Here is a 21,466-nt window from a genome sequence, read left to right as displayed (position 1 = left end):
CGCGTGCCCGCCGTGAGCTCGTGCCGACCGTGCTCGGAGGGGTCGCGGCCGTGGCAGGTCGCGCTGTGCGGCACCCGGGCCCGGCTGCACGGCGACGATCCGGCGGCGCAGCTCGTCCGCTTCGTCACGGTCGGCGTCATTAGCTCGCTGGTCTACTTCGGCGTGTTCCTGCTGGTACGGCCCTTGGGCAGCCAGCTGGCCAACCTGTTCGGCGCCGTCGTCTCGTCCGCGCTGGCCAACGAGCTGCACCGGCGGCTCACGTTCCACGCCGGCGGCCGCGTCGGATGGTGGACCGCGCAGTGGGAGGGCGGCGGGCTGGCCGCGGCCGGGTGGGTGGCCACCGCCACCACCCTCGCCGTGCTCGATCCCGTGGTGGGCGAGGCCTGGTGGGCGCAGGTGCTCCTCATCGCCGCGGTGACCGGCGCGGTCGGTCTGGTGCGGTTCGTCTTCCTGCGGCTGTGGGTGTTCTCCAGCCACGCGCGCCGGACCATCCACGCCCGCGCGCGTCGGAGACGGATGCGCGTCGGCGAACGGTGACCCTCGTGCTGGTGGCCGTGCGCTGATCGCGACGTCCGTCGGCGTCGACGGTCATGCGGGCGGCGACGACGGGCGCAGGGCGGGGACCACCGGGATCAGAGCGGCGTGATGTCCGGGTTCGCGTACTCGCGCATGAGGTCGAGCACCATCTCCTGGCGTTCGTCCTGGAGACGGGGAACCGCGTGGGGGACGTCGGGTGCCTCGTCGCCCCGTGCCGCCGGGAGGTCGGCGCCCTCGTCGTCGGACACGTGCGCCATCGACCAGTGCCCGAAGACCCGGCCGTCGACGGTGCCGGCCTCGATCAGGACCACGTCCTCGTGACGCGGGTCGGCGACGATCGTCGCGTACAGGTCCCGCACCGTCGTCTCGTCACCCTCGAGCACCTGGACGAACGTGTCGTCCCAGACCAGCAGAGCACCACTGAGCCCCAGATCGGTGTTCTTTCGGCGCGACAACTCGAAGATCTCTTCGAGCTCCGCGGGCCGGTTCTCGCGCTCCATGGTCGTGCTGCTGCGGTAGGCCAGACGGAAGACGGACGCACCGCTCTGCGCGGTCGTGTCGGTCATGTCGTCGCACTCCTTCGTGGGCGCGCACTGGGTCGGCTCGGCGACCGTCGGGAGACAGCGGCGCGGGACGCGGGCATGCCCCCGCACCACGGCGCCCACACCTGGGCGCGCACGAGACCGAGGCCTCCCGTCCGTGTCGGGGCCGAGGTCTCCGGCCGCGGACCAGCGAACGATCACTCACCGTGAGATCGCTGCGGATCGACCAGGGACAAGAGCTGCTCGAACGTTGTAGCATTGGTCACCCTGAGTCGCGACATCGGTGAGTCGTGCCGGTGTGGCGCCGACGACGTGGGCTCTCGGGGGGTCCAGATGAAGCGCTTTGGCCAGTACGAGCTCCAGTCGTTGATCGGCCGCGGCGGGATGGGCGAGGTCTACCTGGCCCACGACGACCGACGCAATCGCGAGGTCGCGCTCAAGCTGCTGCCCGAAGGGTTCGCGAAGGACCCCGAGTACGAGCGCCGCTTCCGCCGCGAGTCGTACCGGGCGGCGCGGCTGCGCGAGCCGCACGTGATCCCCATCCACGACTACGGCGAGGTCGACGGGCGCCTGTTCATCGACATGCGCCTGGTCGACGGCCAGGACCTCGCGACGCTGCTGGCCACCGAGGGCCCGCTGCCCCCGGAGCGGGCCGTCGGGCTCGTGAGCCAGGTGGCCGACGCGCTGGACGCCGCGCACGAGGCCGACCTGATCCACCGCGACGTCAAGCCGGCCAACATCCTCGTGACGCCGCACGACTTCGTCTACGTCGCCGACTTCGGCATCGCCCACAGCGTGGGTCACACGAAGTCCACCTCGAACGGCGCCGCCGCCGGCACCCTCGACTACATGGCGCCCGAGCGCTTCACCAACGGCACCATCGGGCCCCGCACCGACGTCTACTCGCTGGCCTGCGTGCTGTTCGAGTGCCTGACCGGGACCAAGCCATTCCCCGGCGGCGACTTCCCCACCCAGATGTACGCCCACGTCTACCTCGAGCCGCGCCGTCCGAGCCAGGTCAACCCCGGCGTCTCCGCCGCGCTCGATGCGGTGGTCGCCCATGGCCTGGCCAAGGACCCCGACGAGCGTTACGCGAGCGCGGGCGAGCTCGCCCGCGCGGCGCGGGACGCCCTGCACGGCGGGGTGACCGACGGGTCCGCGGCGGCGGCGCCGATGACCTCGGCCGCCACCACGATCGATCCGCTGGCGCCCCCGGCCGCGGCCACTGCCCTCCTCGCGACCCCGGCGGCCACCGCCGAGACCACCACGACCATCCCGGCCCCCCGCGCGGGCGACGTCGACGCGGCCGGCGGTCCACCGCCCCGGTCACCGTCGGCGCTCGCGACGCCACCGCCCACGCCGCCCCCACTCTCCGCACCGGCCACACCGCCCTCGCCACCCGCCCGCCCTGCGGGCGGGGGCACCGAGGGCGCCGCGCCGCGGCGTCGCCCACGCACCTCGACGACGGTGCTGATCGTGGTCGTCGCGGTGATCGCGCTCCTCGCCACGATCGGGGTGGTGGTCTGGTCCGGCGGCGCGAGCTCCTCCGGCGGCGCCGCTGTGGGGGCGCCGTTCGACCCGGGTGCGGGGCCCCGCGTGGTCGCGAGCAGCGTCGCCCGGCCCACGGTCGGCGCCACCGTCCAGGTCGGGTCGACGCCCGGATACATAGAGATCGCCCCGAGCGGGGACTACGGCTACATCGCCAACCGCGCCGCCGGCGTCCTGACCGTCTTCGACACCACGCGCAACCAGCCCACCGGCGTCATCCCGGTGCCCGACGGCGGCCCCCAATTCGTTGCGTTCTCCCCGGACGGGACCCGCGCCTACGTCAGCATCTTCAACCAGGACTACAGCCTCAACGAGGTCGGCGTGCTGGACACCGAGAGCGGCACCTTCGTCGCCCGCGTGCCCACGGGCGTGCGCCCCTTCGCGCTCGACGTGACCCCCGACGGCCGCAAGGTCTACGTGCCCAACCACGACTCGGGCTCGCTGACCGTGATCGACACCGAGACCGACACCGTCGTCAACACCGTCCCGCTCGCGCCGAACCCGCACTGGGTCGACATCTCCCCCGACGGCACCCGGCTCTACGCCGCCAACCACGAGTCCAACGTCATCACGACCGTCGACACGACCACGGACACCGTGATGGGCACGGTGGCGGTCGGCAAGAGCCCGCACTCGATCATCCGGCACACGACCAAGCCCCTGGTCTTCAACGTCAACTACGACGACAACAGCGTCTCGGTGACCGACGTGAACACCAACCGCGTCGTCGCCACCGTCCCCACGCCGAGCCACCCGCAGGACATCACGCTCAGCGCCGACGGCAAGCACGCCTACCTGGCCACGGTGGACGCGAACGCCATCCAGGTCATGGACACCACGACCTACCGGATCACCGCCGAGGTCCCGACGGGCCGGGGCCCGACGAGCATCGCGGTGTCCCCGGACGGCCGGCAGGGCTACGCCACCAACCTGCTCGACGGCAGCGTCACCGTCATCAACCTCGCCAGCACGGCCTGACCGCACCGCCCCGTCGAGGAGACACCGCCCGCCGGCGGTCGCCCGCCGGCGGGCGGTGTCTCCTCGACGACCGAGGCGCGCCGCAGGCCGGAGAGACCACGGTCGTCGACGCCCTGATCGGCGCCGAGGCCGCGACCCCCGGTCGATCCCGTACACCGACCCTCATGTCTTGCTGTGGAACGACCGGCCCGGAAGCCGCATTACCGCCTCGCGCGGCTCGCCGGGTGGGCGACGACCCCGGCCACACCCTCAAGGCGTTCGCCGACATCCCACCAGGGGCTTCTGCGCGACGCCGGGCGCGTTCGATGTGCTCACACTCTGGTGTGCCCCGGACGCGCCGGGGCGGTTCAAGGATCTGCTCGATGAGCCTGACTCTCGGGCATTCGACGTCGGCTGCACCCGTAGTCCGGTCTCTCGAGCCTGCAGCTCCCCGGACGGCCACGACGCTCACCAACGGCGTCGAGCCTGGTGTACGTAGTAGACGAACTTGTCGCCTGGAACGTCGGGCTGCACAGTGCGGCTGTCGCGGGCGTGCAGGCCGGTGAGGAGGAGCACTCACGACGACCCGGATGCCCTGGACGATGAGGCGATCGTCGACGAGGACCGCCAGGCCGCCGACTTCTCGGCACTCAACGCGCCGGGCAGGGCCGCGAGCATCTCGTCCTGCAGCCCTTGCATGGCGCTGACACCGACGACCGGGTGCTCGTTGTCTGGGGAATGCGCGTCTCGCGCGAGGGTGAAAGACGGAGACTGTGATGCTCGTGATGATGAGATACCGATTCAGGGGCGGCGAGGCAGGCCGCCAAGCCTACGAACGCTTCGCCAAGTGGACGCCTCCTGCCGGTCTCGAGATCACGGCCGGCTGGACGGCTGCCAGCAATGACGGCGGCTTCCTGCTGCTGGACGTCGCCGACGTGGCGACTCTCCTCGAATTCTCTGCCCAGTTCAAAGACCTCAACGACGAACTGGAGATCACGCCGGTCGTGGAGCTGAACGAGGGCGTGAACATTGCCATGAAGGCGTACGCGTGGGTCGACTCGATCTCTTGACACCGAGACTGGGGCGCCACTGAGCCCTCGGTGCGATGGTCAACTCAAGCGCTGGAGTCTCTGTGCCCGCTTCTCGATCCCGTCGGCCCTCGATCACCGAGGTGGTCACCGGCGAGGGCTGCCTTCTCTCCTCCGGCTCCGAGATTCACTCACGGGGCTGAGCCGCGACGCGGGAGGGTGGGCTGATGGACACCGCAGTCAGGATGCTTCCCGACCAGGGCCAGGCCCACGGGCTGGGCTACCGCATCGACTTCCGCCCCACGGCCGCCCTCGCCACGCTCACACTGCCGGCCGGACACACCGTGCGGGCCGAGTCCGGGGCCATGGTCTCCATGGGCGGGGACGTCACCCTGGACTCCTCGATGGAGGGCGGACTCTGGGGCGCGGTCAAACGCACCGCAGGCGGGCGGTCCGGGTTCGTCTCGCGCTTCTCCGGTCCCGGCGAGCTCGCCCTCGCCCCACCTGCTCCCGGCGATGTCGTCCCCGTCGAGCTCACCGGGCGGCCCTACGCGATCGCCGCGCACGGCTACCTCGCCTCATCCGACGGCGTCGAGATCGAGACTGGATGGGGTGGCGCGAAGTCGTTCTTCGCCTCCCAGAGTGCCTTCGTCCTCCAGGCCTCCGGTACCGGCCTCGTGCTGCTGTCCGCCTTCGGTGCCCTCGCCCACCGCACCCTCGCCCCCGGCGAGCGCCACCTCGTCGACACCGGGCACCTCATCGCCTGGCCCGCCGACACCGACTACACCATCCGCAAGGCGACACGCAGCCTGTTCCGATCGATGACCTCCGGTGCGGGCCTGGTCGCGGAATTCACCGGCCCCGCCGACCTACTGCTCCAGACTCGAGACCTGCGCGCTCTCGCCACCGCGCTCACGCCCCACCTGCCGAAGACGCAGAGCACGACCGACGACTCGGACCGCTAGACAGCAGAGCACTCGCCAGGCACGCGTCGAAGGTTCGAGTCGGTGGGCCCGTGGGACTCGAACCCACGACCAACGGATTAGAAGATCGCCCGCGCTCCGAGTGCCAAGACCTCTACCAGAAACAACAGTGTCGGAGCCGATCACTCCAAGCGCACCGCAGGCATCCGGTAGCCGTCGTTTCGCACCACGACCCGCACCACGTCGAGTGGTGGTCCAAGCAGCGCGAGCGTCCCATCACGCCGTCGCCGTGCGGCGCAACCAGCGGTGCGACACGACTCTCGACGGTAGCGTCGCGAATGGCCACCAGCTCGCTGCGGTGTCCTCGTCGGGGTTAGGCACGCGGGCCACACGCACGGGACCTCGCACTCGTCCAGCCGGATCGTTCACGTCGGGTGGATGCCGCACTCGTCGCGCTTGTCGTTCGTCACGGGATCCCCTCCTCGGCGTAGGCGGCGACGTGGACGGCGAGCAGGGTCGCGGCCGTCTCCGCGTCCGTCGCACGCGGGAGGGCGGCGAGGGCGGGCAGGTAGCGGGTCGCGAGGTCCCGCATCAGGGCGTCCGGGGCCGCTCCGCAGCCGACGCAGACCCCGGCCTCGACGACCGCAGACTTTCGTCGCGGGCGACGCAGCGGGTCATCCACGTCCGGGCCCGCGGGCAGTCGATGTCGGTCACGGTCGCCTCCGATCAGCTCCCTGCAGGCGATCAAGCGGCGTAGCCGGCGGCACAAGACGTCGACTCAGGCACAGGGCATCGGAAGCGGCTCGATGCCTGCGATGTCAGCCCAGCGATACAGAGTGTCGCACCATCTTGCGCTGACTGTGAGGCTGGAGTAGCCGGTTATCGGCTTGCCGTCGTCGAACAGGATGCCCTCGTTCCGGCTTCCTTCGAGCGGTGCTCGATGACCTGAAAGTTCGGACATCAGTCGTCGGCTGGCAGAGAACGCGCAGCTTTCGGCGTGGACTGGCTTGCCCTGGAACTCGAGGCGCAGGAGCCGGAAGGTGGCGGCGCCGAGCGGTCAGCAATGCGCCACTCGGTACACGCGGTACTCGACGACCGGCCCCGGGAGCAACCGGCCCTCACCAACGAAGATCGTCTGGTTGACCCAGGCGTAGCGCTCGTCGCCGGTCTCGAGTCGAGGGCTGCTGAACAGGTACTGATCACCGTAGTCGGTGGCCGCAGCGCCGCCGCCGACGATCGCGGTGACGGTGGCTGTCATCTCTACCAGGCCGCAGTACTGAAGGTAGATCACAGCACTGTCCACGGTCTTCAACGTCAGCCGGACGTCGGTCCGCCCGTAACCGTCGCGACCGGCGAGGAGCCAGTCTCCGTTTGCGCCCACCACGCTGCCGGTGAGTCGCTCGCCGGTGAACGATCCGCCGCTCAGCGCAGCGATCATGCGCTGGCCGAACGGTCCGTCGCCCACCTGGTCAATGGTGCCGACCTCCTCTCGGAGCTGAAACTCCAGGATGAGCTCGGGCATGCCATCTCCCCCCACGAACCACGACGCGGTCAGATGTTGCGCGCCGTTCGTCTGATAGGTGAAGGGCCGAAGGGCCCAAGGATCTCCTCAGACGGTCCGGTCTCCGGACACGCGGAAGTGCCCGAACACCACCATCGGCGCCTCGCCACGATCGGCTCGAGAAGTGCAGCCAGCCACTGCAGCGTCTGCACCCGTGGGGCGGATATCGCGGGGTCCGCACCGAGGCAGTTGGTCGAATCCAGCACGGAGTTCGCTCCAGTTCCGGCTACTGCGGGCGCGGTCCTGCGACGATGCCGGTCGGGCGGTCCCGGGACGGTGGTCCGCGACGGCGCGGAGGTCTTCTGTGACGATCACTCCTCAAGCCGGAGGGGGCAGCGTGCAGCGCTCCCCGCAGGGTGGGCTGGCCGAGGTCCTCGACCTCATCCTCGACAAGGGTCTGGTCATCGACGTCTTCGCCAAGGTCTCCCTGGTCGGCATCGAGATCGTCACCATCGACGCGCGCATCGTCGTGGCGAGTGTCGACACCTACCTGCGCTTCGCCGAGGCAACCAACCGGCTCGACCTGCACGCCAAGGGCGGCAAGGGCCTCGGCGACCTCCTCGGGGGAGGAGCAGGCAAGGCCGCCGAGACGGCAACGAAGCAGGTAGCCAAGACCAAGACCCGTGGCGCGCTGGAAGCCGGCAAGGAGAAGTGGGAGGAGGTCCGCGGCAAGCGTCGATGACGCGCGGCACTGCCCGAGGGTGGCCAGGAGATCGAGCGCGGCCGTACGAACCAGACTCGTCCAACGTCAGCCTGCGGGTGGGCTGGACGCCGTCATCGCTCCGCGATCCCGCAGGCCGCCGCGCGGTACCCAGCGACCGGCTGACGGCGTCGGCCCGGGATCCGCTGTGGGGTCAGGCGAACCAGAGATCGTGCTCGGCGCCGTGGGGGCGCAGGTCGGCGAACCGGCCGCCGTGGAAGGCCAGGGGCGTGGCGTCACTGCGACACAGAGCGTCGACCCGGCCGAAGACCACGAGGTGGTCGCCGGCGGTGAGGACCTGGTCGACAGTGCAGTCGGCGTGGACGAGGGCGCCGGGGACGACCGGGAGATCGTGGCGGTTGTCCGCCTGGTCGGCGTCGAGGCCGGCGAAGTGCTCCTCGCCGCGGCGCGCGAAGCGCAGCGCGATCTGCCCCTGCCGGGCGGCGAGGACGTTGACCACGAAGCGGCCGGCGCCGACGACCGCCTCGGTGGTGCGCGCGCCGGTGGTCAGGCAGACCAGCAGCAACGGCGGGTCGAGAGACACCGAGGTCATAGAATTGACGGTCATGCCGTGCGGGTGACCGTCGTGACGGGTGGTCACGACGGCCACCCCGGTGGCGAAGCGGCCCATGGCCTGGCGCATGGCCGTGGGATCGACCGTGGACGCCGATGCGCCTTCGGCGGTGGTGGCGTCGGTCATGGTCACGGGCCGTCGGTGCGATACCGCACCTCGAAGGTTGTGCAGCCCTCGTCGCTGCGCCAGGGGCCGTGGCGCATTCCCGGCGGGCGGCACGCGTACATACCGGCGGTGAAGGTCTCGCCGAGCTCGAGGTCGGTCAACGACCCGGAGACGATGTAGACCTCCTCCCAGAAGTCGTGGACCTGCACACCGTTGGGCGTGGTGTCCGTGCCGGGCTCGAAGTGCAGGATGCGAGTGGCGGTGCCGGACGCGTCGTCGGCGGCCAGGATGCGCTCGGTCAGGGTCGGCACGGCGCCCGCGCACGCCGTGTCGGGGACCTTCTCGATGTCGAAGAACTCGTGCTCTGGCTTGGGCATGGCGACTCCTCGAGAGCTCGGATGCTCAGTGCTCGTCGTAGGAGGCCAGGAAGGCCTCGACGGCGCCGACGGCGGGTTCGAAGTCGTAGTTGCGGTAGGCATAGCCCTTCACCACGAACGGGGCTCCTGCGTAGAACATCTCGTACTGGTGGTGGCGGCCACCGAACTCGCTGCCCACGGCGTCCCAGACGAGCTTGAACAGCTGGACACGCTCGCGAGCATCGACGCCGGGAGACTGGACGTAACGGTCGATGTCGGCGCGGGTGGTCGGGTTGCGCAGGTCCTCGACGCTGGCGGGGACCTGGAGCACGCCGCCGCCGGCGAGGTCACGCAGGATCGCCAGGACCCGCGGATAGATCTCGGCCTGCAACCCCATGGCCGCGTAGAGCGGGCGCGCGGCGGGTCGATACATCCCGGCGGAGTCGGGGGCGGCGGTGTACTCGGCGGCGAGGACCCCGGACTCGACGGTGGCGGCGAGGCTGGCCAGCTCCCCCAGCTTCTCGACGACACCGGGGAACTTGTCGACGCCGTTGACGGTCGCCATCTTGAGGCCGAGACCGGCCAGGAACTCCATCTTCACCGCGAGACGGATCTGGGCCTGCCAGTTACCGAGCTGGTGGGCACCGGTGTCGAAGAACTGGCGCCGTAGCCCGGCGACGTCGCGGTCGACGAAGACGCGCTCCCACGGCACGAGCACGTCGTCGAGCACGAGCAGCGCGTCGGTCTCGTCGTAGCGCGTCGACAGCGGGTAGTCGAACCCGCTGGACGCGGCCGTCGCGTACGGGCGGCGGCAGCAGAGCTTGAGACCGGGCGTGGCCAGCGGCAGCACGACACTGATCGCGAAGTCGCGGTCGTCCTCGGTCAGCGGCTTGATGCACGAGATCAGCAGCTCATCGGCCACGGCGGCACCGGTGGCCAGCATCTGCGCGCCCCGCAGCAACAGCCCCTCCGGGCGCTCCTCGACCACGCCGGCCTGGATGTGCTCGCCCTCCCAGGCGTGGGCCGTCATGGCGCGCGAGACCTGGGGCGGGATGATCGCGTAGGAGACGTAGAGCTGCTCGGCGATCAGCCGGCGCTGGTAGGCCCGCACGTTCGCGGCGAAGTCGTGCCCACGGGGGCCCTCGCTCGTGAACGCCTCCGGGTGGGCGCCGAAGCCGGCCAAGAACGCGCCGACGTGATCCGGGGTGCGTCCCATCCATCCGTGGGTGTGACGGGCCCAGGTCTGCACCGCACGCCGGAAGGCGGCGAGGTCCTCGGTGCTGCGGGGGGTGAGGTAGATGCGGTTGGTCTCCGCCCCGGTCTCGGGATCGATCACCCGCATGTCCGAGGCCGGTGCGGCGGCCAGGTCGTAGAGTTCGGCCACGGTGTGGGCGGCAGGCGCGAACGCGGGGTGCATGGTGACGTCGTCGACGCGCAGGCCGTCGACGTAGATCTCGCGATCGTCGCGTAGCGCCGCGAGGAAGGCCTTGCCGTCACGCAGACCGGACGCGGCCCGCGAGTGTCCAGCGCCGGCGCTCGTGTTCGGCTCGGTGGCGGTCATCGCGGGTCCTCCCCCGTAGTGTCGATCTTGGTGTCGTAGGTGTGGGTCAGGTCCGTGCCGTCGGTGAGGCGCAGCGCGAGCTCCCAGCGGGCGCCCGGCACGAAGACCCCACCGAGGAGCGGTGTGGTGCCGCCGAAGAGAGCGAAGTCCTCCCCGGTGTCGAGCGGGTTGTCGGGCAGGGCGACACGCATCCGGGCGAGGACCTCGTCGGGCCGCAACAGCTCGGCCAGGCTCGACGCCTGGTACGTCACGCCGTCGACGGTGCTCTCCGCCGAGACGTGGTCGAGGTCGAACGACCCCGGCTCGTCGGCCAGCCGCGCGACGGTAGCTCCGATCGGTTTGGGGCAGGCGGCCTTCGAGGCGGCGACGTCGTCACGCTCGAGGTCGCGATCGGTGTGGTCAGAGCCGACGGCGAGGAACCAGCGCCCACCGGCGCGGAGCAGCACCGGCTCGACCTCACCGGAGGTGTTGGCCCCGGACACGCGGACGACGTCCTCGGTGGTGAGCAGGGCCGGGTCGAGGTCGAAGAACGCGGGCACGCTGGCCGGCGGCGGGACGCCGATCTCGGCGAGCTCGGCGATGTGAGCAGCCACGGCCCCCTGATCCCGGGCGGTGTAGCCCGCCACGACCAGCCGGGCGGGTGCGAATGACAGGTCCTCGCCGGTGTGGGCGACTCGGAGGCGCAGGGTCATGGGGATCCTTCCTTCCTGGGTCTTCGAGGCTCAGGGCCGTGAGGAGCTATCAGCAGCGCCCGTGATAGCGGCGGGCTCGACCTGCACCAACGGCATCTCCACGGCGCCTCCTCCGGTCGGTGTCCTACCGCCGGTCACCAGCAATCCACCGAAGGTAGAACCTCTGGTATCTCGCATACACCGCCGCGGGCGAGTCGCCACTGGTCCTCCTCGGCGAGCGAGACCGCAGCGTCCTGCTCGCCCGAACCCGCGCGTGCTGCGCCAGCGACAGTGCCGCGACGCGAACGGAGGTGTCGACGAGGGTCAGGGCCACAGTCGGCGGACTCGACGACGCCGACGGCGGCCACGCGTGAGTCGTGGGTCGGCCTGCGGAGGTGTTGATGGGCCGGCTCGACGCGAGCAGGCTCCTCTGATGGCGACGCGCCTTGCCCGGTTCGAGTACCCAGCGTGACCGGTCCGGGATCGGCTGGCGCTTCGAGTGGGAAGGTGCTCTCGCCCCACTCCGACTGTGCCAGCGCCTCATGAGCCCGGAGTTCCACCACCTGACCAAGGGACGCGACAAGGGGAGAGGTGACATGTCGAACAACACATGGACCCTGATATTGGCGGCCGCTGGGCTGGTGGTGAACGGTACGGGCCTAGGTTCGTGGCAGTTCAAGTTGCTCTGGCGCGAGCACAGGCGGCTAGAGCACGGGCGGCCGAAGCAAGCGAGGCCGTTCTCCGGCGTAAGGAATCTCCGCTTCATTCTCGCGCACCGCCACAAGGTCACGCTATCCGGCTGGCTCGAGGCCGGTGGCGGACCGGGTCCGGCCAGCGCCAACGTCGCTGTCGACATAGAAGCCGGTTATCGGGTTGCCTGTAGCACCCAGAGGCGAAACGCCGTTGCACGAGCTCACAGCCGGCACTCAAGTTGCGCCCCGGTGCCGGGCACTAGGAGTTTGCGTGGAAGCCATACGACGTCAGCTTCCCACGCTCTCCTGGTAGCCTAATTTTGTTGGGGTCCAATAGGTTGATGAGATCGACAAGGTCGCTCTGAAGATATACTAGGCGATGAGGGAGCTGAATCTTCTTTCCGGGTTGGCGCGCCTGCCGCAGCTGATCGATCTGGCCTCCTATTCGGTCAAACCACTTCGAGAAGTTAGGTTCACCTTGTCGCTCTACAGACTTGGCGTATCCGATGCACTCGCTGCTCGGTCCAGCGCCGCGAGCAGGTGCGTCAGGGCGCGCAACAATCATCACCTCTCCGATTGCCCGCTGCTGACCCCAGTACAGGTACATGAGGTCCCCGGTAGACTCCGTTCCGGTCCGGGCTAGCCGCCGCTGCAGCTCATGTAGCTGACGCTTCAAGCCTCGTGCCGACGCCTCTCCCTCGAGGTCGAGGAATTGGATTTCTCGGCGGACAATCTCCAGCCAGCCCAGGAACTCGGCGAGTAGGTACAAGGTGTTCATGCGGAAGTACTCCGGGTCCGCTCCTCCGCTGTGACCGTTAGCGATGTTGTATAGTCTGCTTTGTAAGTCGAACGCCGAACGAGCCAAAGGATTTGCATACTTCACCATTAGGTCGTTCGCTTGATCTTTCTTCGTCGCCGCCGCGCTCTCCTGCTCCAGCCGCCTCTTCAGCACCTCCAAATCTGTCTCGCGCCGAGCGTCCAGATCGTTCTTCAGCTGCGTCAGTTGGACGTCAGACCGTCGCTTCTGTCGCTGAACTACTACGGCTAGGTTAGTGAGATCAGTGCGCTCACGATAGCTACTGCTATCGGAGCTACAGTGGTCGTCAACCCAAACTCCTTTCGCGTGCGGCTTTCGTGTTGATAGATCGTAGTGGCGACGACCTGGAGATCACAGGCGATGCAACAGTCCGACGCTTCAACTGCAGCTGAGAACCTTCGTCGGCGCTGCGCTTGAGGTGTCGGTAGCGGAGGTCGGCTCCAGATGCCGTCTCGGACTCGGCAGGCAGGACACCGCCACCTGCTACGGCATCCGCCTCGCCGAACCCTGACGCCTCCATAGCCGCTGCCTGCTTCGTGCGACCGGCGCCCCAGACTGTGGGAGCGCTTGCTGCTCCACCCCGGTGCGCCGCCTCAGCCCGTGGCACCCAGACGGAAGTGCCTCTGGATTGCCGCCATCATCCGGTGCTCTACTTCGACGAGATGGCGACGTGGGATGAGTCCGGACGGAAATTCGGACACTGGGAGGGCGACGTGAGCGGGGACAACGTCAGGACGGTGCGCTCGATCTACGAGGCGTTCGGACGCGGAGACGTCGACGCCGTCTTCGAGGCGATGACCGAGAACATCGAGTGGGACGAGAGCCCCGGCATGCCCTACGGCGGCGTCTATCACGGCCGAGACGAGATCGTCAGCAACGTGTTCGGCCCGATCCTAGCTGACGTAGAGGATTTCACGGCCGAACCGGACGAGATCGTCGCCCTTGACGAGCACCGCGTGTTCGCGCAGGGCCACCACGCCGGCAGAGGCACCCGCGGGCCGGTAGACGCTCGCTTCGTTCACATTTGGACGGTGCAGGACGGGAAGGTGACGCGATACCAGCAACTCGCTGACACCAAACGGTTCTGCGACGCCGTCGGCAAGTAGCGGTCCTAGCGGACCTCACCCTGCGCGCCGTTGACCGGACCGACGCGCGGCTCTTGCGAGGCAGAGCTCCATCGTGCCCGCCGAGCTACACGGGCAACACGCGCCTGCCGCTGCCACGAAGGAAGCGCCGTCGCCGAGGTGACCAGCCATAACTGGGGGTTGTCGGTTCACGCACGCGTGCAGTCGCCGGCCCCGCGCATTCTCGAATAGGGCGGGGTCCAAGGGCTCACAGCATCTTGACGGACCTGGCGCCCCGTGGCCCCGACCTCTGGTGGCGCTCGGCGAGCGCACGACTCCGTGGCCCGGCGGCCAGCAGGTCCTGGACCGGCGCGGCATGGTCCCAGGCGCCCGCCCGCACGCCGAGGCGATGAGGGCGGGCGCCCGGGTGCTCGGGCCGACGGGGTACCAAGCGTGCACCGATCGCGTCGCGGTTTCGTCGAACAGGGGAAGGCAGCTGGAGGCGCCGCCCGGGGCGGGCGACTCGAGCGCCTTCCGCGAGGGTGGTCGCGTCGACCTTGCGGAGCCGCATGATGCCCCACGCTTCGGCGTCGTTGGGCGCCCGACGTGGTCACTGGCGGCGTGGCCGCCTCTGGAAATCCTCCGACGGCGGTTGGGTAGGAGGATACGCAGAGGCTAGGGATAGCTATTTAATGGCAACGACCATGGTGTCGGGGCCGGTGAGGGGTTCGGCGCGGGTGTCGCGGAACCCCGCGCCGCGCATCCAGCCGGCGCAGTCGGTGGGCGTGTAATCGAAGCCGCCGGGCGTCTCGATCAGCATGTTCAGGCTCATGAGCAGCCCGAAGGCGTTGCTCGAGCGGTCGTCGTCAATCATGGCCTCGTAGACGATTAGTGCGCCGCCCTCGGGCAGGGCCGCGTGGGCCTTGGCGAGCAGCATGCGTTTTGTCTCAAGGTCCCAGTCGTGCAGGATGTGGCCCATGACGATTACGTCGGCGCTGGGAAGGTCGTCCACGAAGAAGTCTCCGGGCACGAAGTGGACACAGTTGGCGACGCCGCACCGCGCAGCGTGGTTCTCGACGATCGGGGCGAGCGGGGGCAGATCAAAGGCGTAGCCGGTCAACCCGGGGTTCGCGGCGACGATCTGGACGACGGTGTCGCCCTGAGCGGCGCCGATGTCGGCGACCGTGCTGTAGCCAAGCCACGGGAAGTGCGTAGCCAGGTGCACGTTGACGGCGTGGCTGGCCCCGGTCATGGCTGTCGCGAACTGACCCAGCCACTTCGGGTCGGCGTAGAGTTCGGCGAAGAACGACGTGTCCCCGCCTTTGGCCTCGTTCTGAACCTCGCCGGTCCGCAGCGCCGCGGTGAGGTCCGCCCAGAAACGGAACAACCGGGCGTTGGCCATCTCGAGCAGGCCGCCGACGTAGGACGGCTTTGCCTTGTCGAGGAACAGGTCTGTGGCCGGGGCGTTCGAGTACAGCCCGTCGCGGCGCTCAAGGAAGTCGAGGGCGACGAGCGCGTCGAAGAAGTCCCGCGCCGAACGAGGGTGCACACCGACCCGGTCCCGCAGCTCCTCAAACCCGAGGCGACGCCCGGCAAGGAGCGTGAAGACCTCCATCTCCACAGCACTCAGCAACGTCTTCGAGGCCCAGAATCCCAATCCCACCTCGAGGATGCGCGCGGGCGAGACGCCCTCGGCCTGGACCCGGTCCTGCGTCTCCGAGCTCATGCGGCCCCCTCTGACAGGCGACGTCTCCAACGGTTCGATCGAATCCAGCGGACGACGTGAGGGCGATACGTACTTTCCGCCCCTTTACCTGGCGGGCGACCGGGGGCCCGGGTGCTGAGGCGCCCGATCGACCCGCACGGCCGCAGGACCTCCCCAGGTCGGCGAGCGCGGGCCCGCGCCAGAGCCTGTGAGCCGCAGCTCTCGGCGGACGGCCTCGACGGGCGGCATGGCCGCGACCTCGATGACGCCCTCGTCAACGCCGCAGTCGTCGATGGCGAGGTCGGTCCGTAGCCGCAGGCGGAGAGCGTCGCCGGGGTCCAGATGTCGCAGCTGGGCGCGCGCAGCCGAGCTCCGATGCCGCGAGCACCGCCGGCTCGGGGCCGAGCCGATACTCCAAGCGGCCTAGGTCGCCGCCCACGACCGCAGTGTCGCGCACGCGCAGCTTCCGCCAGCTGCCCGACTCCCCCAACTAGTCACCCCTTCAGCCGCGACCAACCAAACAATGCTGCTCGAATCACCCACCACGGCGCTGGGCTGCAGCTCAAGCCGACCGCCACCGTCGACGTCATCGCGCACTCGGAGCTGCGCCTTCTGCGCGACGGCGACGTCGCCCGCCGAGCCGCGCGCCTCGGCGCCACCGTCCTCGCCGACGCTGAAGACAGCAGCGTCGTCCAACACCTCGAGCGCGTCGTCCAGGACACCAGCGGCGAGGAGAAGCAGTCGACGGCGAACCGTGACCACTCATCCTCTTCGCATGCTGACTAACGCTCGGTTAATCGTTGCAGGCGTCCTGATGGCATAGAACCCGTTTATCGGACGGACGCGCTTTACCGTCGCCCGTGCAGGCGACGAGCTCGCCGCGCTGCCCCCAGAGAGCTGAGGTCGGTCACCAACGGCGGTTGAGCGGGCGGCCGGCTGCGCTCCACGCCCGTGTTCCGCCGGCCACCACGGAGGACTCGATGCCGACCTCGCCCAGGACGGCGACGGCATCGACGCTGTGCTCGGCATCGCCCACGATGCACGGTAGAACACGGGGCGTCGCGCGCCGAACAGGCGCGCCCAGAGCTCGTCGTCGGGGTCTCGGAGGCGACCCGCAGCTCCGGCAGTGAGACGAGCACGGAGCCCGGGATGTGGCCGACCGCGAAGTACTCGGCGTCGCGAACGTCGAGCAGCACGACATCACGGCGCTCGAGCCCCGCGGCGAGCTCGTGGACGGACATCTCCTGGTACATCCAGCACCTCAACAGGTGGGCGAGCGGGCGCGCACCCAACAACCCGATCGGCACCCACTGTCGCTACCGGGGCAAGGGAGCGAAGCGCCTCGAGCGGCGGCAAGGACGGCGTTCCTCAGCGGGCGGGTTCGTCACCACAGCGAGAGCGGGATCGACGCGCGCCAGGGTCCGGGTCCCAGTCTGGTCACACGACCACCGAGACACCGGGATATAGCACCGCGCACCGGATCCGGCGCGGCACCTCCGTGCGGGCCCGCCTTGATGGTCTCCTGCCCCGCGAAACGACACACCATCGGGTGATCGCGACGCCGGTGGCCCTGCACCGCCGTCGACGAAGGGAGCAGGAGTTGACAGCGCCCGAGTCAGATGAGGCCTCGCGCAGGCGCATCGCCGGCATCGTGCTGCTCGCGATCGCCGGTGTCGCCGCCATCATGGGACTGCTCGGGCTGGTCGGCGAGGGGCCGTCGAGCAACAGTGCGGCACCGCCGGCCTTCCCCCCGGAGGCGACGCCGGGCTCGACCTCCTCGACCGGCCCGCCCACCTCGCCGCCAGCGGCCGCCCAACCCGGCGGCAGCCCGATCGGGGGCACCCCGGTCGTGCCCGGCGGCAACGCTCCTGGCGGCAGCGCTCCCGGCGGCGCCGCTCCCGGCGGCGCCGCTCCCGGCGGCCTTCCGCCCGGTCCTGGTGCCGGGCCCGGAGCCGGCAGCGCCGGCGGGTTCAGCGGTGCACCCGGCGGTGCACCCGGCGGCGCTCCCGGTGGCGGCGCTCCCGGTGGCGGCGCTCCCGGTGGCGGCGCTCCCGGTGGCGGCGCTCCCGGCGGCGCCGCTCCGGGCGGCCTTCCGCCCGGTCCTGGCGCCGGGCCCGGAGCCGGCGGCGCCGGCGGGTTGAGCGGGGCACCCGGCGGTGTACCCGGCGCGGTAGTGCCGGGGCCCGGGCTGGTGGTGGGCGCGCCGATCGAACCCGGCGGTGCGCCCGGTCAAAGCAGTCCTGGTGCGGGCGGTGCGGGTGGGCTGTTGCCCGGCCCTGGTCCGGTTCCCCGTGCCGCCCTCAGTGGTCCGCTCGACGTCTCGGCGTTGTCGGTCCGCGTGTACAACAACTCGATGATCATCGGCCTCGCTCAGCGCGCAGCCGAGGAGCTGCGCCTGCGGGGCTGGAACGTGGTCGAGGTCGGCAACTACCCCTTCGGCGTGATTCCCGAGAGCACCGTCTACTTCCGCCCGGGCACCGACGAAGAGGGCGCCGCCCACACACTCGCAGCACAGTTCGGAGTGCGCGCCTTACCGCGCTTCGAGGGCATTCGGAACGCCTCACCGGGCCTGATCGTGATCACCACCAACAACTGGGGGGCGAACGTCAACTAGAGCACTCGGCCCCGCGGATCACCAGACACGACGAACGCTGTGCGCCCCCGACCTTGGTCAAGGTCGCGGTGACCGGGTCTGGCCGCCACCAATGGCGGTTCCACCAGGCCCCACTGCGCGGTCGCACCACGACTGGCCCACGACTCACACGCCGCGGCGCCCTCGCCGTCGCGCCGACCCCAGCATCACCTCCGCCCCGCACCGCGAAAATGCTCGGCGCCCCGGGATGACCGCTGAGCGCCCCGACGTTCTGGTGAGCAGCGCGCTCGGCTGCAAGGCCGAGCCCCCCCGTCAGACCGGAACGACCGGTCAGGAAGAGCACCACGATGATCGATGTCAGCCCCGCGTCCTCAGAGACGCCGGTCCGCAAGGCACGGGTGCCCGAACTGGTCGGGGTTCCGGCCACCGACGCGCATGACCGGGCCCTAGATGCCGGCGTGCTGGCTGTTGCGGAGAACGCGACGCACACTGCCGCCGGCCGCGGTCTCATCTGCCGTCAGCACCCCGATCCAGGCGCCGAGGTCGACCGTGGAGCGATCGTGAGGATCTGGATCGGCTCCTGAGGCCGAGAGATCACCGCCTTACCCCGCTCAGGATGCACGGCCGCCGAGCATCCGACGGGTGATACTCGCTCGCCGACTCCTTCGGTGGTTGGCGGGACCCCTCGAACACGTCGAATGCGCTTCGTGCGGCGCGGGGCTCGGAGGAGTTCGCCTCGATGACATCCCGTGTGTTCCGCAAGACGGCGGCGACCGAGCTGGACGACCAGGGGCTCAGCGCGCGGCTGATCACCGACCAGGTCGGGCCACGCCCAGGTGTCGATGACGCAGAACACCCACCTCGGCCGGCGCGCGGTCTCCTCGGCCGCCGCCGAGGCCTTGGACCGTGCCTACCGCGACGACGAGGGGCGCAGCGGCGGATAAGCGGTGAGCTGATCTTTGACAGTTCCATAGCGGAACGCGTTGACCAGGTGGGCCCCGTGGGACTCGAACCCACAACCAACGGATTAAAAGATTCCCGTGCTCCACCTCACACAGCCTCTACCAGCGACCCTGCTAGCGGCGCGAGCCTCGCTGACCTCCTCCACGCACACCAGTTGACACCGCTGTTCTCCACGACTTGCTCCACGCGAAGATCGACTGCCGCGCCGCAGTCTCGAGGGCCTTGGGCTCGGATGTGGCGCGTCGACGTGGCGAGTCGAAGCCGGGGCGGCGAGCCGGTAAAGCGGAGCCGCGAGAGCGTCCACGTCGTCGACCTCAAGCACATCCGGGAGCGGTTCAACGACCTGCTCGCCCGCACGCAGGGCGGTCGCGGCCGCGCCCCGACAGAGGACGCCGGCTCACGCGGCCTGGCCGTCCGGCCCACGTCGTCATGCTCCAGTCTGGGAAGCGACCGGGATCGCATCAGCCAACGGGACCTGACGGCCCACGGCGTTCTTGGAGCACGTCTGGCAGCAGCGCGACTCTCACGGTTGACTTGATGGCCCAGTCGGCCGTCCCCTCGACGTCCTCGCCGCGTGTAGATGGATCCCGCAGGGCACCGGACGAGATGGGTACGTCGAGCCACCGCAGCTCAAGCCCTCCCTGGTTCTTGCATCCCCGCGAGCTGCACGGCCGGTGTTGTGTATCGTAGAACGTCGAACGAACGGGAGGGTACGGAGATGTGCGGCATCACCTTGACCGTCACCCCAGCCAGCAGCCCCGAGGAGGTGGCCAGCTGGGTGGCGCGCTACGAGCGCGCCTATCGCGAGGAGTCCGCGGCACTGTCGGCCGACCAGGTGCCGAGACCCAACGGGATCGATGCCGGACCCGGCGAGAACGACCCCCAAGTCCAGGCGATGATCAGCCGTTGGGCAGGGTTCACACCGAGCACGGTCGAAGTCGTCAGCGCTGTCGTTCGCAGGTTCCGTGCCCTCGGATACACGTTGGCGCTCCCGGACTCGCGAAGCGACACGGACTCGAACAGCACATACCTGCGCGTGCTGCGGCCCGACGGCGAGAACCTCGGCAACATGAACTCGACGAGCCTGCTGTTCACGAGCTCCAAGACAGTCGCCGAGGGCAAGGCCAACATCACCCACAACAGCCGCGGCTATCCGCTGGTTAGGTGGGCGACCCCGGGAGCGCTCGAGACGGCCGTGGAGGTGGCTAACCAGTTCCTCGCTGCCTGACGACACCTCTGTTCCGTCCGACGCGGGAGAGCAGACCTGGAAGACGAACATGCTCCGGCCGACTCGAGGACGCAGCGGGCCCACGCGAGTCCCAGTAGCGCCGACCCGGTGATGACCCGGTCGGCCGCCCGCTGGCCCACCCAGCCAGACGGCAGGCCGCCCGACAACATCGCCTGACCGAGGCCGCGGCCCGCGCCCACCTACCCGAGCCCGAACTGGTGGCCGCGGGAGCGACCGATGACATGGTCGACGGGCTCGAAAGTGATTTGGCTGCGTAGAGCCTCTCCTCGAGAACCTTTAAAGGAGCTGCCCTGCGACTCAGGCACACTATTCCAGAGTCGGACCACGCGCTGTGACACGGCGGGCTCGGTCTGGCTGGCGGTAACCCATTCGTTCATCCCGCGGTTTCATTGCTCATCGTCAAGATGGTCGAGTACTTCAGAGTAGGGGGCGCCCGCACCGCCCTCCCAGGCCTCCGGAAGACTCCGCTCATCGTTTCGCCAGGTCGATTCAGGTCCGGGCAGTGGCAATTCGCTGAGACGCTCATCACCTTGGCGTTGTTGCTTCATGTTACTGCGCGAAATCTCATCTCGTAGAGTGTTCTCAATTTCAGCATTGGGTTGGGTCGGGGGCATCCCGCTCAAGTCCGGACTGGACGTTCGACCGCTCCTTAGTATCCAGTCGATGGCCCGCTGGTCAAGCGGAACATTGCTCGTGCCAAGTACAACTTGGTCTCCCGCGTCTAACTGGCCTTGCGGAGTGAGAGTGCCCTGCACGTCGCGAACCTGCTCGACTGCCTGGTCTATCAAGCCTTCCTGGGCTGTGTGTCGTGTCCTAGTCCTAGTATCATCGTGTTGATCGGTTACTGAGACATCGAAACCCTGCCCTAGCCGGCTGTGCAACTGTTGCATACGTTGCCTGTCCCAGTCGTCTTCCGAGATGTTGGATTCGGCCACATGTCGGGCCGCGGCACTGTGGCCAGCTTGGATGGTCGGCCCCCCGTCCATGTCGACTTCCCTTCTGTACCTTGCTGCCTGCCTGTTGCCGTAGTCACGGCCCTCGCCCGCGCCCCATGCTGACTCACGGGGAAGTAATGGCGGACGTGTATCGATTAGGTCCCGCGCGAGGGCCTCGTCTTGATTGAGCCTGGCGACGACGTTTGAGAGCGAGCTGAAGTCGGCTTCGTTCCCCGGCTCCTCGAACTGTGTCGCCGCGCCCGCCTGGTAGGGGTTCCCCGCCGTCGGCGAGGTCGGCACCTGCGTGTCGGTCTCCGGCAAGGTGTGGGTCTGGGTGTAGGTCGCCGGCGGGACATAAGCCTGGGTGTAGGTCGCCGGCGGGACA

General features: G+C 69.2%; 22 protein-coding genes and 1 pseudogene. 10 read left to right on the top strand and 13 right to left on the bottom strand.

Annotated elements, in window-relative coordinates:
- Nucleotides 1-3 precede the first annotated feature (3 nt).
- Nucleotides 4-537 (top strand): GtrA family protein, encoded by a 534-nt coding sequence (locus tag PH190_RS21320; protein ID WP_274233533.1) that lies wholly within the window; start codon nucleotides 4-6, stop codon nucleotides 535-537.
- Nucleotides 538-632: 95 nt separating this feature from the next.
- On the opposite strand, the gene PH190_RS21315 is transcribed toward PH190_RS21320, so the two are convergent.
- Nucleotides 633-1,103, bottom strand: coding sequence for a BLUF domain-containing protein (locus PH190_RS21315; RefSeq protein WP_274233532.1), 471 nt, complete (start codon nucleotides 1,101-1,103; stop codon nucleotides 633-635).
- A 309-nt stretch (nucleotides 1,104-1,412) separates the two neighbouring features.
- Here PH190_RS21315 and PH190_RS21310 point away from each other — a divergent pair, with 309 nt between their 5' ends.
- The 3 genes from PH190_RS21310 to PH190_RS21300 all read left to right on the top strand — a co-directional run bounded on the left by PH190_RS21310 (nucleotide 1,413) and on the right by PH190_RS21300 (nucleotide 5,577).
- Entirely contained in the window at nucleotides 1,413-3,605 is a 2,193-nt protein-coding gene (locus tag PH190_RS21310) for a serine/threonine-protein kinase (RefSeq protein ID WP_274233531.1), read from the top strand.
- Between the two features lie 755 nt (nucleotides 3,606-4,360).
- Nucleotides 4,361-4,654, top strand: coding sequence for a DUF3303 domain-containing protein (locus PH190_RS21305; protein ID WP_274233530.1), 294 nt, complete (start codon nucleotides 4,361-4,363; stop codon nucleotides 4,652-4,654).
- 185 nt (nucleotides 4,655-4,839) lie between these two features.
- A complete protein-coding gene (locus PH190_RS21300) occupies nucleotides 4,840-5,577 on the top strand; it encodes a TIGR00266 family protein (RefSeq protein ID WP_274233529.1) in 738 nt (245 codons plus the stop codon).
- A gap of 424 nt (nucleotides 5,578-6,001) precedes the next feature.
- Here the strand turns inward: PH190_RS21300 and PH190_RS21295 are convergent, their stop codons facing one another.
- Both PH190_RS21295 and PH190_RS21290 read right to left on the bottom strand, forming a co-directional pair.
- A complete protein-coding gene (locus PH190_RS21295) occupies nucleotides 6,002-6,127 on the bottom strand; it encodes a hypothetical protein (RefSeq protein ID WP_274233528.1) in 126 nt (41 codons plus the stop codon).
- A gap of 465 nt (nucleotides 6,128-6,592) precedes the next feature.
- Nucleotides 6,593-7,057: a DUF3237 domain-containing protein gene (locus tag PH190_RS21290; RefSeq protein WP_274233527.1), complete on the bottom strand. Its 465-nt coding sequence runs from the start codon at nucleotides 7,055-7,057 to the stop codon at nucleotides 6,593-6,595.
- 376 nt (nucleotides 7,058-7,433) lie between these two features.
- Here PH190_RS21290 and gvpJ point away from each other — a divergent pair, with 376 nt between their 5' ends.
- On the top strand, nucleotides 7,434-7,778 hold the full coding sequence (gvpJ, locus tag PH190_RS21285) for a gas vesicle protein GvpJ (RefSeq protein WP_274233526.1): 345 nt from the start codon (nucleotides 7,434-7,436) through the stop codon (nucleotides 7,776-7,778).
- Nucleotides 7,779-7,950: 172 nt separating this feature from the next.
- On the opposite strand, the gene PH190_RS21280 is transcribed toward gvpJ, so the two are convergent.
- From PH190_RS21280 to PH190_RS21260, 5 genes are all read right to left on the bottom strand, one after another.
- Nucleotides 7,951-8,496 carry a flavin reductase family protein gene (locus tag PH190_RS21280; RefSeq protein WP_274233665.1) on the bottom strand — a complete coding sequence of 182 codons (546 nt, stop codon included), beginning with the start codon at nucleotides 8,494-8,496 and terminating at the stop codon, nucleotides 7,951-7,953.
- A 2-nt stretch (nucleotides 8,497-8,498) separates the two neighbouring features.
- Nucleotides 8,499-8,852 carry a cupin domain-containing protein gene (locus tag PH190_RS21275; protein ID WP_274233525.1) on the bottom strand — a complete coding sequence of 118 codons (354 nt, stop codon included), beginning with the start codon at nucleotides 8,850-8,852 and terminating at the stop codon, nucleotides 8,499-8,501.
- A 25-nt stretch (nucleotides 8,853-8,877) separates the two neighbouring features.
- Complete coding sequence (locus PH190_RS21270; protein ID WP_274233524.1) at nucleotides 8,878-10,392, bottom strand: 4-hydroxyphenylacetate 3-hydroxylase family protein; 1,515 nt, start codon at nucleotides 10,390-10,392, stop codon at nucleotides 8,878-8,880.
- Complete coding sequence (locus tag PH190_RS21265) at nucleotides 10,389-11,084, bottom strand: DUF2848 family protein (protein ID WP_274233523.1); 696 nt, start codon at nucleotides 11,082-11,084, stop codon at nucleotides 10,389-10,391. The genes PH190_RS21270 and PH190_RS21265 overlap by 4 nt, the downstream gene beginning before the upstream one ends.
- 930 nt (nucleotides 11,085-12,014) lie before the next feature.
- A complete protein-coding gene (locus tag PH190_RS21260) occupies nucleotides 12,015-12,713 on the bottom strand; it encodes a hypothetical protein (RefSeq protein WP_274233522.1) in 699 nt (232 codons plus the stop codon).
- Nucleotides 12,714-13,216: 503 nt separating this feature from the next.
- Between PH190_RS21260 and PH190_RS21255 the strand changes: the two genes are divergently transcribed.
- Nucleotides 13,217-13,678 carry a nuclear transport factor 2 family protein gene (locus tag PH190_RS21255; RefSeq protein ID WP_274233521.1) on the top strand — a complete coding sequence of 154 codons (462 nt, stop codon included), beginning with the start codon at nucleotides 13,217-13,219 and terminating at the stop codon, nucleotides 13,676-13,678.
- A 643-nt stretch (nucleotides 13,679-14,321) separates the two neighbouring features.
- Here the strand turns inward: PH190_RS21255 and PH190_RS21250 are convergent.
- The 4 genes and pseudogenes from PH190_RS21250 to PH190_RS21235 form a co-directional block, all read right to left on the bottom strand.
- On the bottom strand, nucleotides 14,322-15,362 hold the full coding sequence (locus PH190_RS21250; RefSeq protein WP_274233520.1) for a methyltransferase: 1,041 nt from the start codon (nucleotides 15,360-15,362) through the stop codon (nucleotides 14,322-14,324).
- Nucleotides 15,363-15,764: 402 nt separating this feature from the next.
- A complete protein-coding gene (locus tag PH190_RS21245) occupies nucleotides 15,765-16,103 on the bottom strand; it encodes a hypothetical protein (protein WP_274233519.1) in 339 nt (112 codons plus the stop codon).
- 145 nt (nucleotides 16,104-16,248) lie between these two features.
- On the bottom strand, nucleotides 16,249-16,377 hold the full coding sequence (locus PH190_RS21240) for a hypothetical protein (RefSeq protein WP_274233672.1): 129 nt from the start codon (nucleotides 16,375-16,377) through the stop codon (nucleotides 16,249-16,251).
- 88 nt (nucleotides 16,378-16,465) lie between these two features.
- Nucleotides 16,466-16,582: pseudogene (locus tag PH190_RS21235) on the bottom strand (rhodanese-like domain-containing protein); the annotation flags it as partial.
- 735 nt (nucleotides 16,583-17,317) lie between these two features.
- Here PH190_RS21235 and PH190_RS21230 point away from each other — a divergent pair.
- The 4 genes from PH190_RS21230 (at nucleotide 17,318) to PH190_RS21215 (ending at nucleotide 20,125) form a co-directional block, all read left to right on the top strand.
- Nucleotides 17,318-17,482: a hypothetical protein gene (locus PH190_RS21230; RefSeq protein ID WP_274233671.1), complete on the top strand. Its 165-nt coding sequence runs from the start codon at nucleotides 17,318-17,320 to the stop codon at nucleotides 17,480-17,482.
- Between the two features lie 32 nt (nucleotides 17,483-17,514).
- Nucleotides 17,515-17,955 (top strand): LytR C-terminal domain-containing protein, encoded by a 441-nt coding sequence (locus tag PH190_RS21225; protein ID WP_337993843.1) that lies wholly within the window; start codon nucleotides 17,515-17,517, stop codon nucleotides 17,953-17,955.
- Nucleotides 17,956-18,281: 326 nt separating this feature from the next.
- Nucleotides 18,282-18,518, top strand: coding sequence for a PASTA domain-containing protein (locus tag PH190_RS21220; protein ID WP_274233518.1), 237 nt, complete (start codon nucleotides 18,282-18,284; stop codon nucleotides 18,516-18,518).
- Between the two features lie 1,097 nt (nucleotides 18,519-19,615).
- Nucleotides 19,616-20,125 (top strand): hypothetical protein, encoded by a 510-nt coding sequence (locus tag PH190_RS21215; protein ID WP_274233517.1) that lies wholly within the window; start codon nucleotides 19,616-19,618, stop codon nucleotides 20,123-20,125.
- A gap of 407 nt (nucleotides 20,126-20,532) precedes the next feature.
- Here PH190_RS21215 and PH190_RS21210 read toward each other — a convergent pair.
- Nucleotides 20,533-21,466, bottom strand: a 934-nt coding sequence (locus PH190_RS21210; RefSeq protein ID WP_274233516.1) for a hypothetical protein, incomplete at its 5' end; no start/stop codon positions are given.

Source organism: Actinomycetospora straminea (assembly GCF_028737255.1).
GTDB lineage: Bacteria > Actinomycetota > Actinomycetes > Mycobacteriales > Pseudonocardiaceae > Actinomycetospora > Actinomycetospora straminea.
The sequence above is the reverse complement of the archived record's forward strand: the minus strand, read 5'-3'. Positions and strand labels throughout refer to the sequence as shown.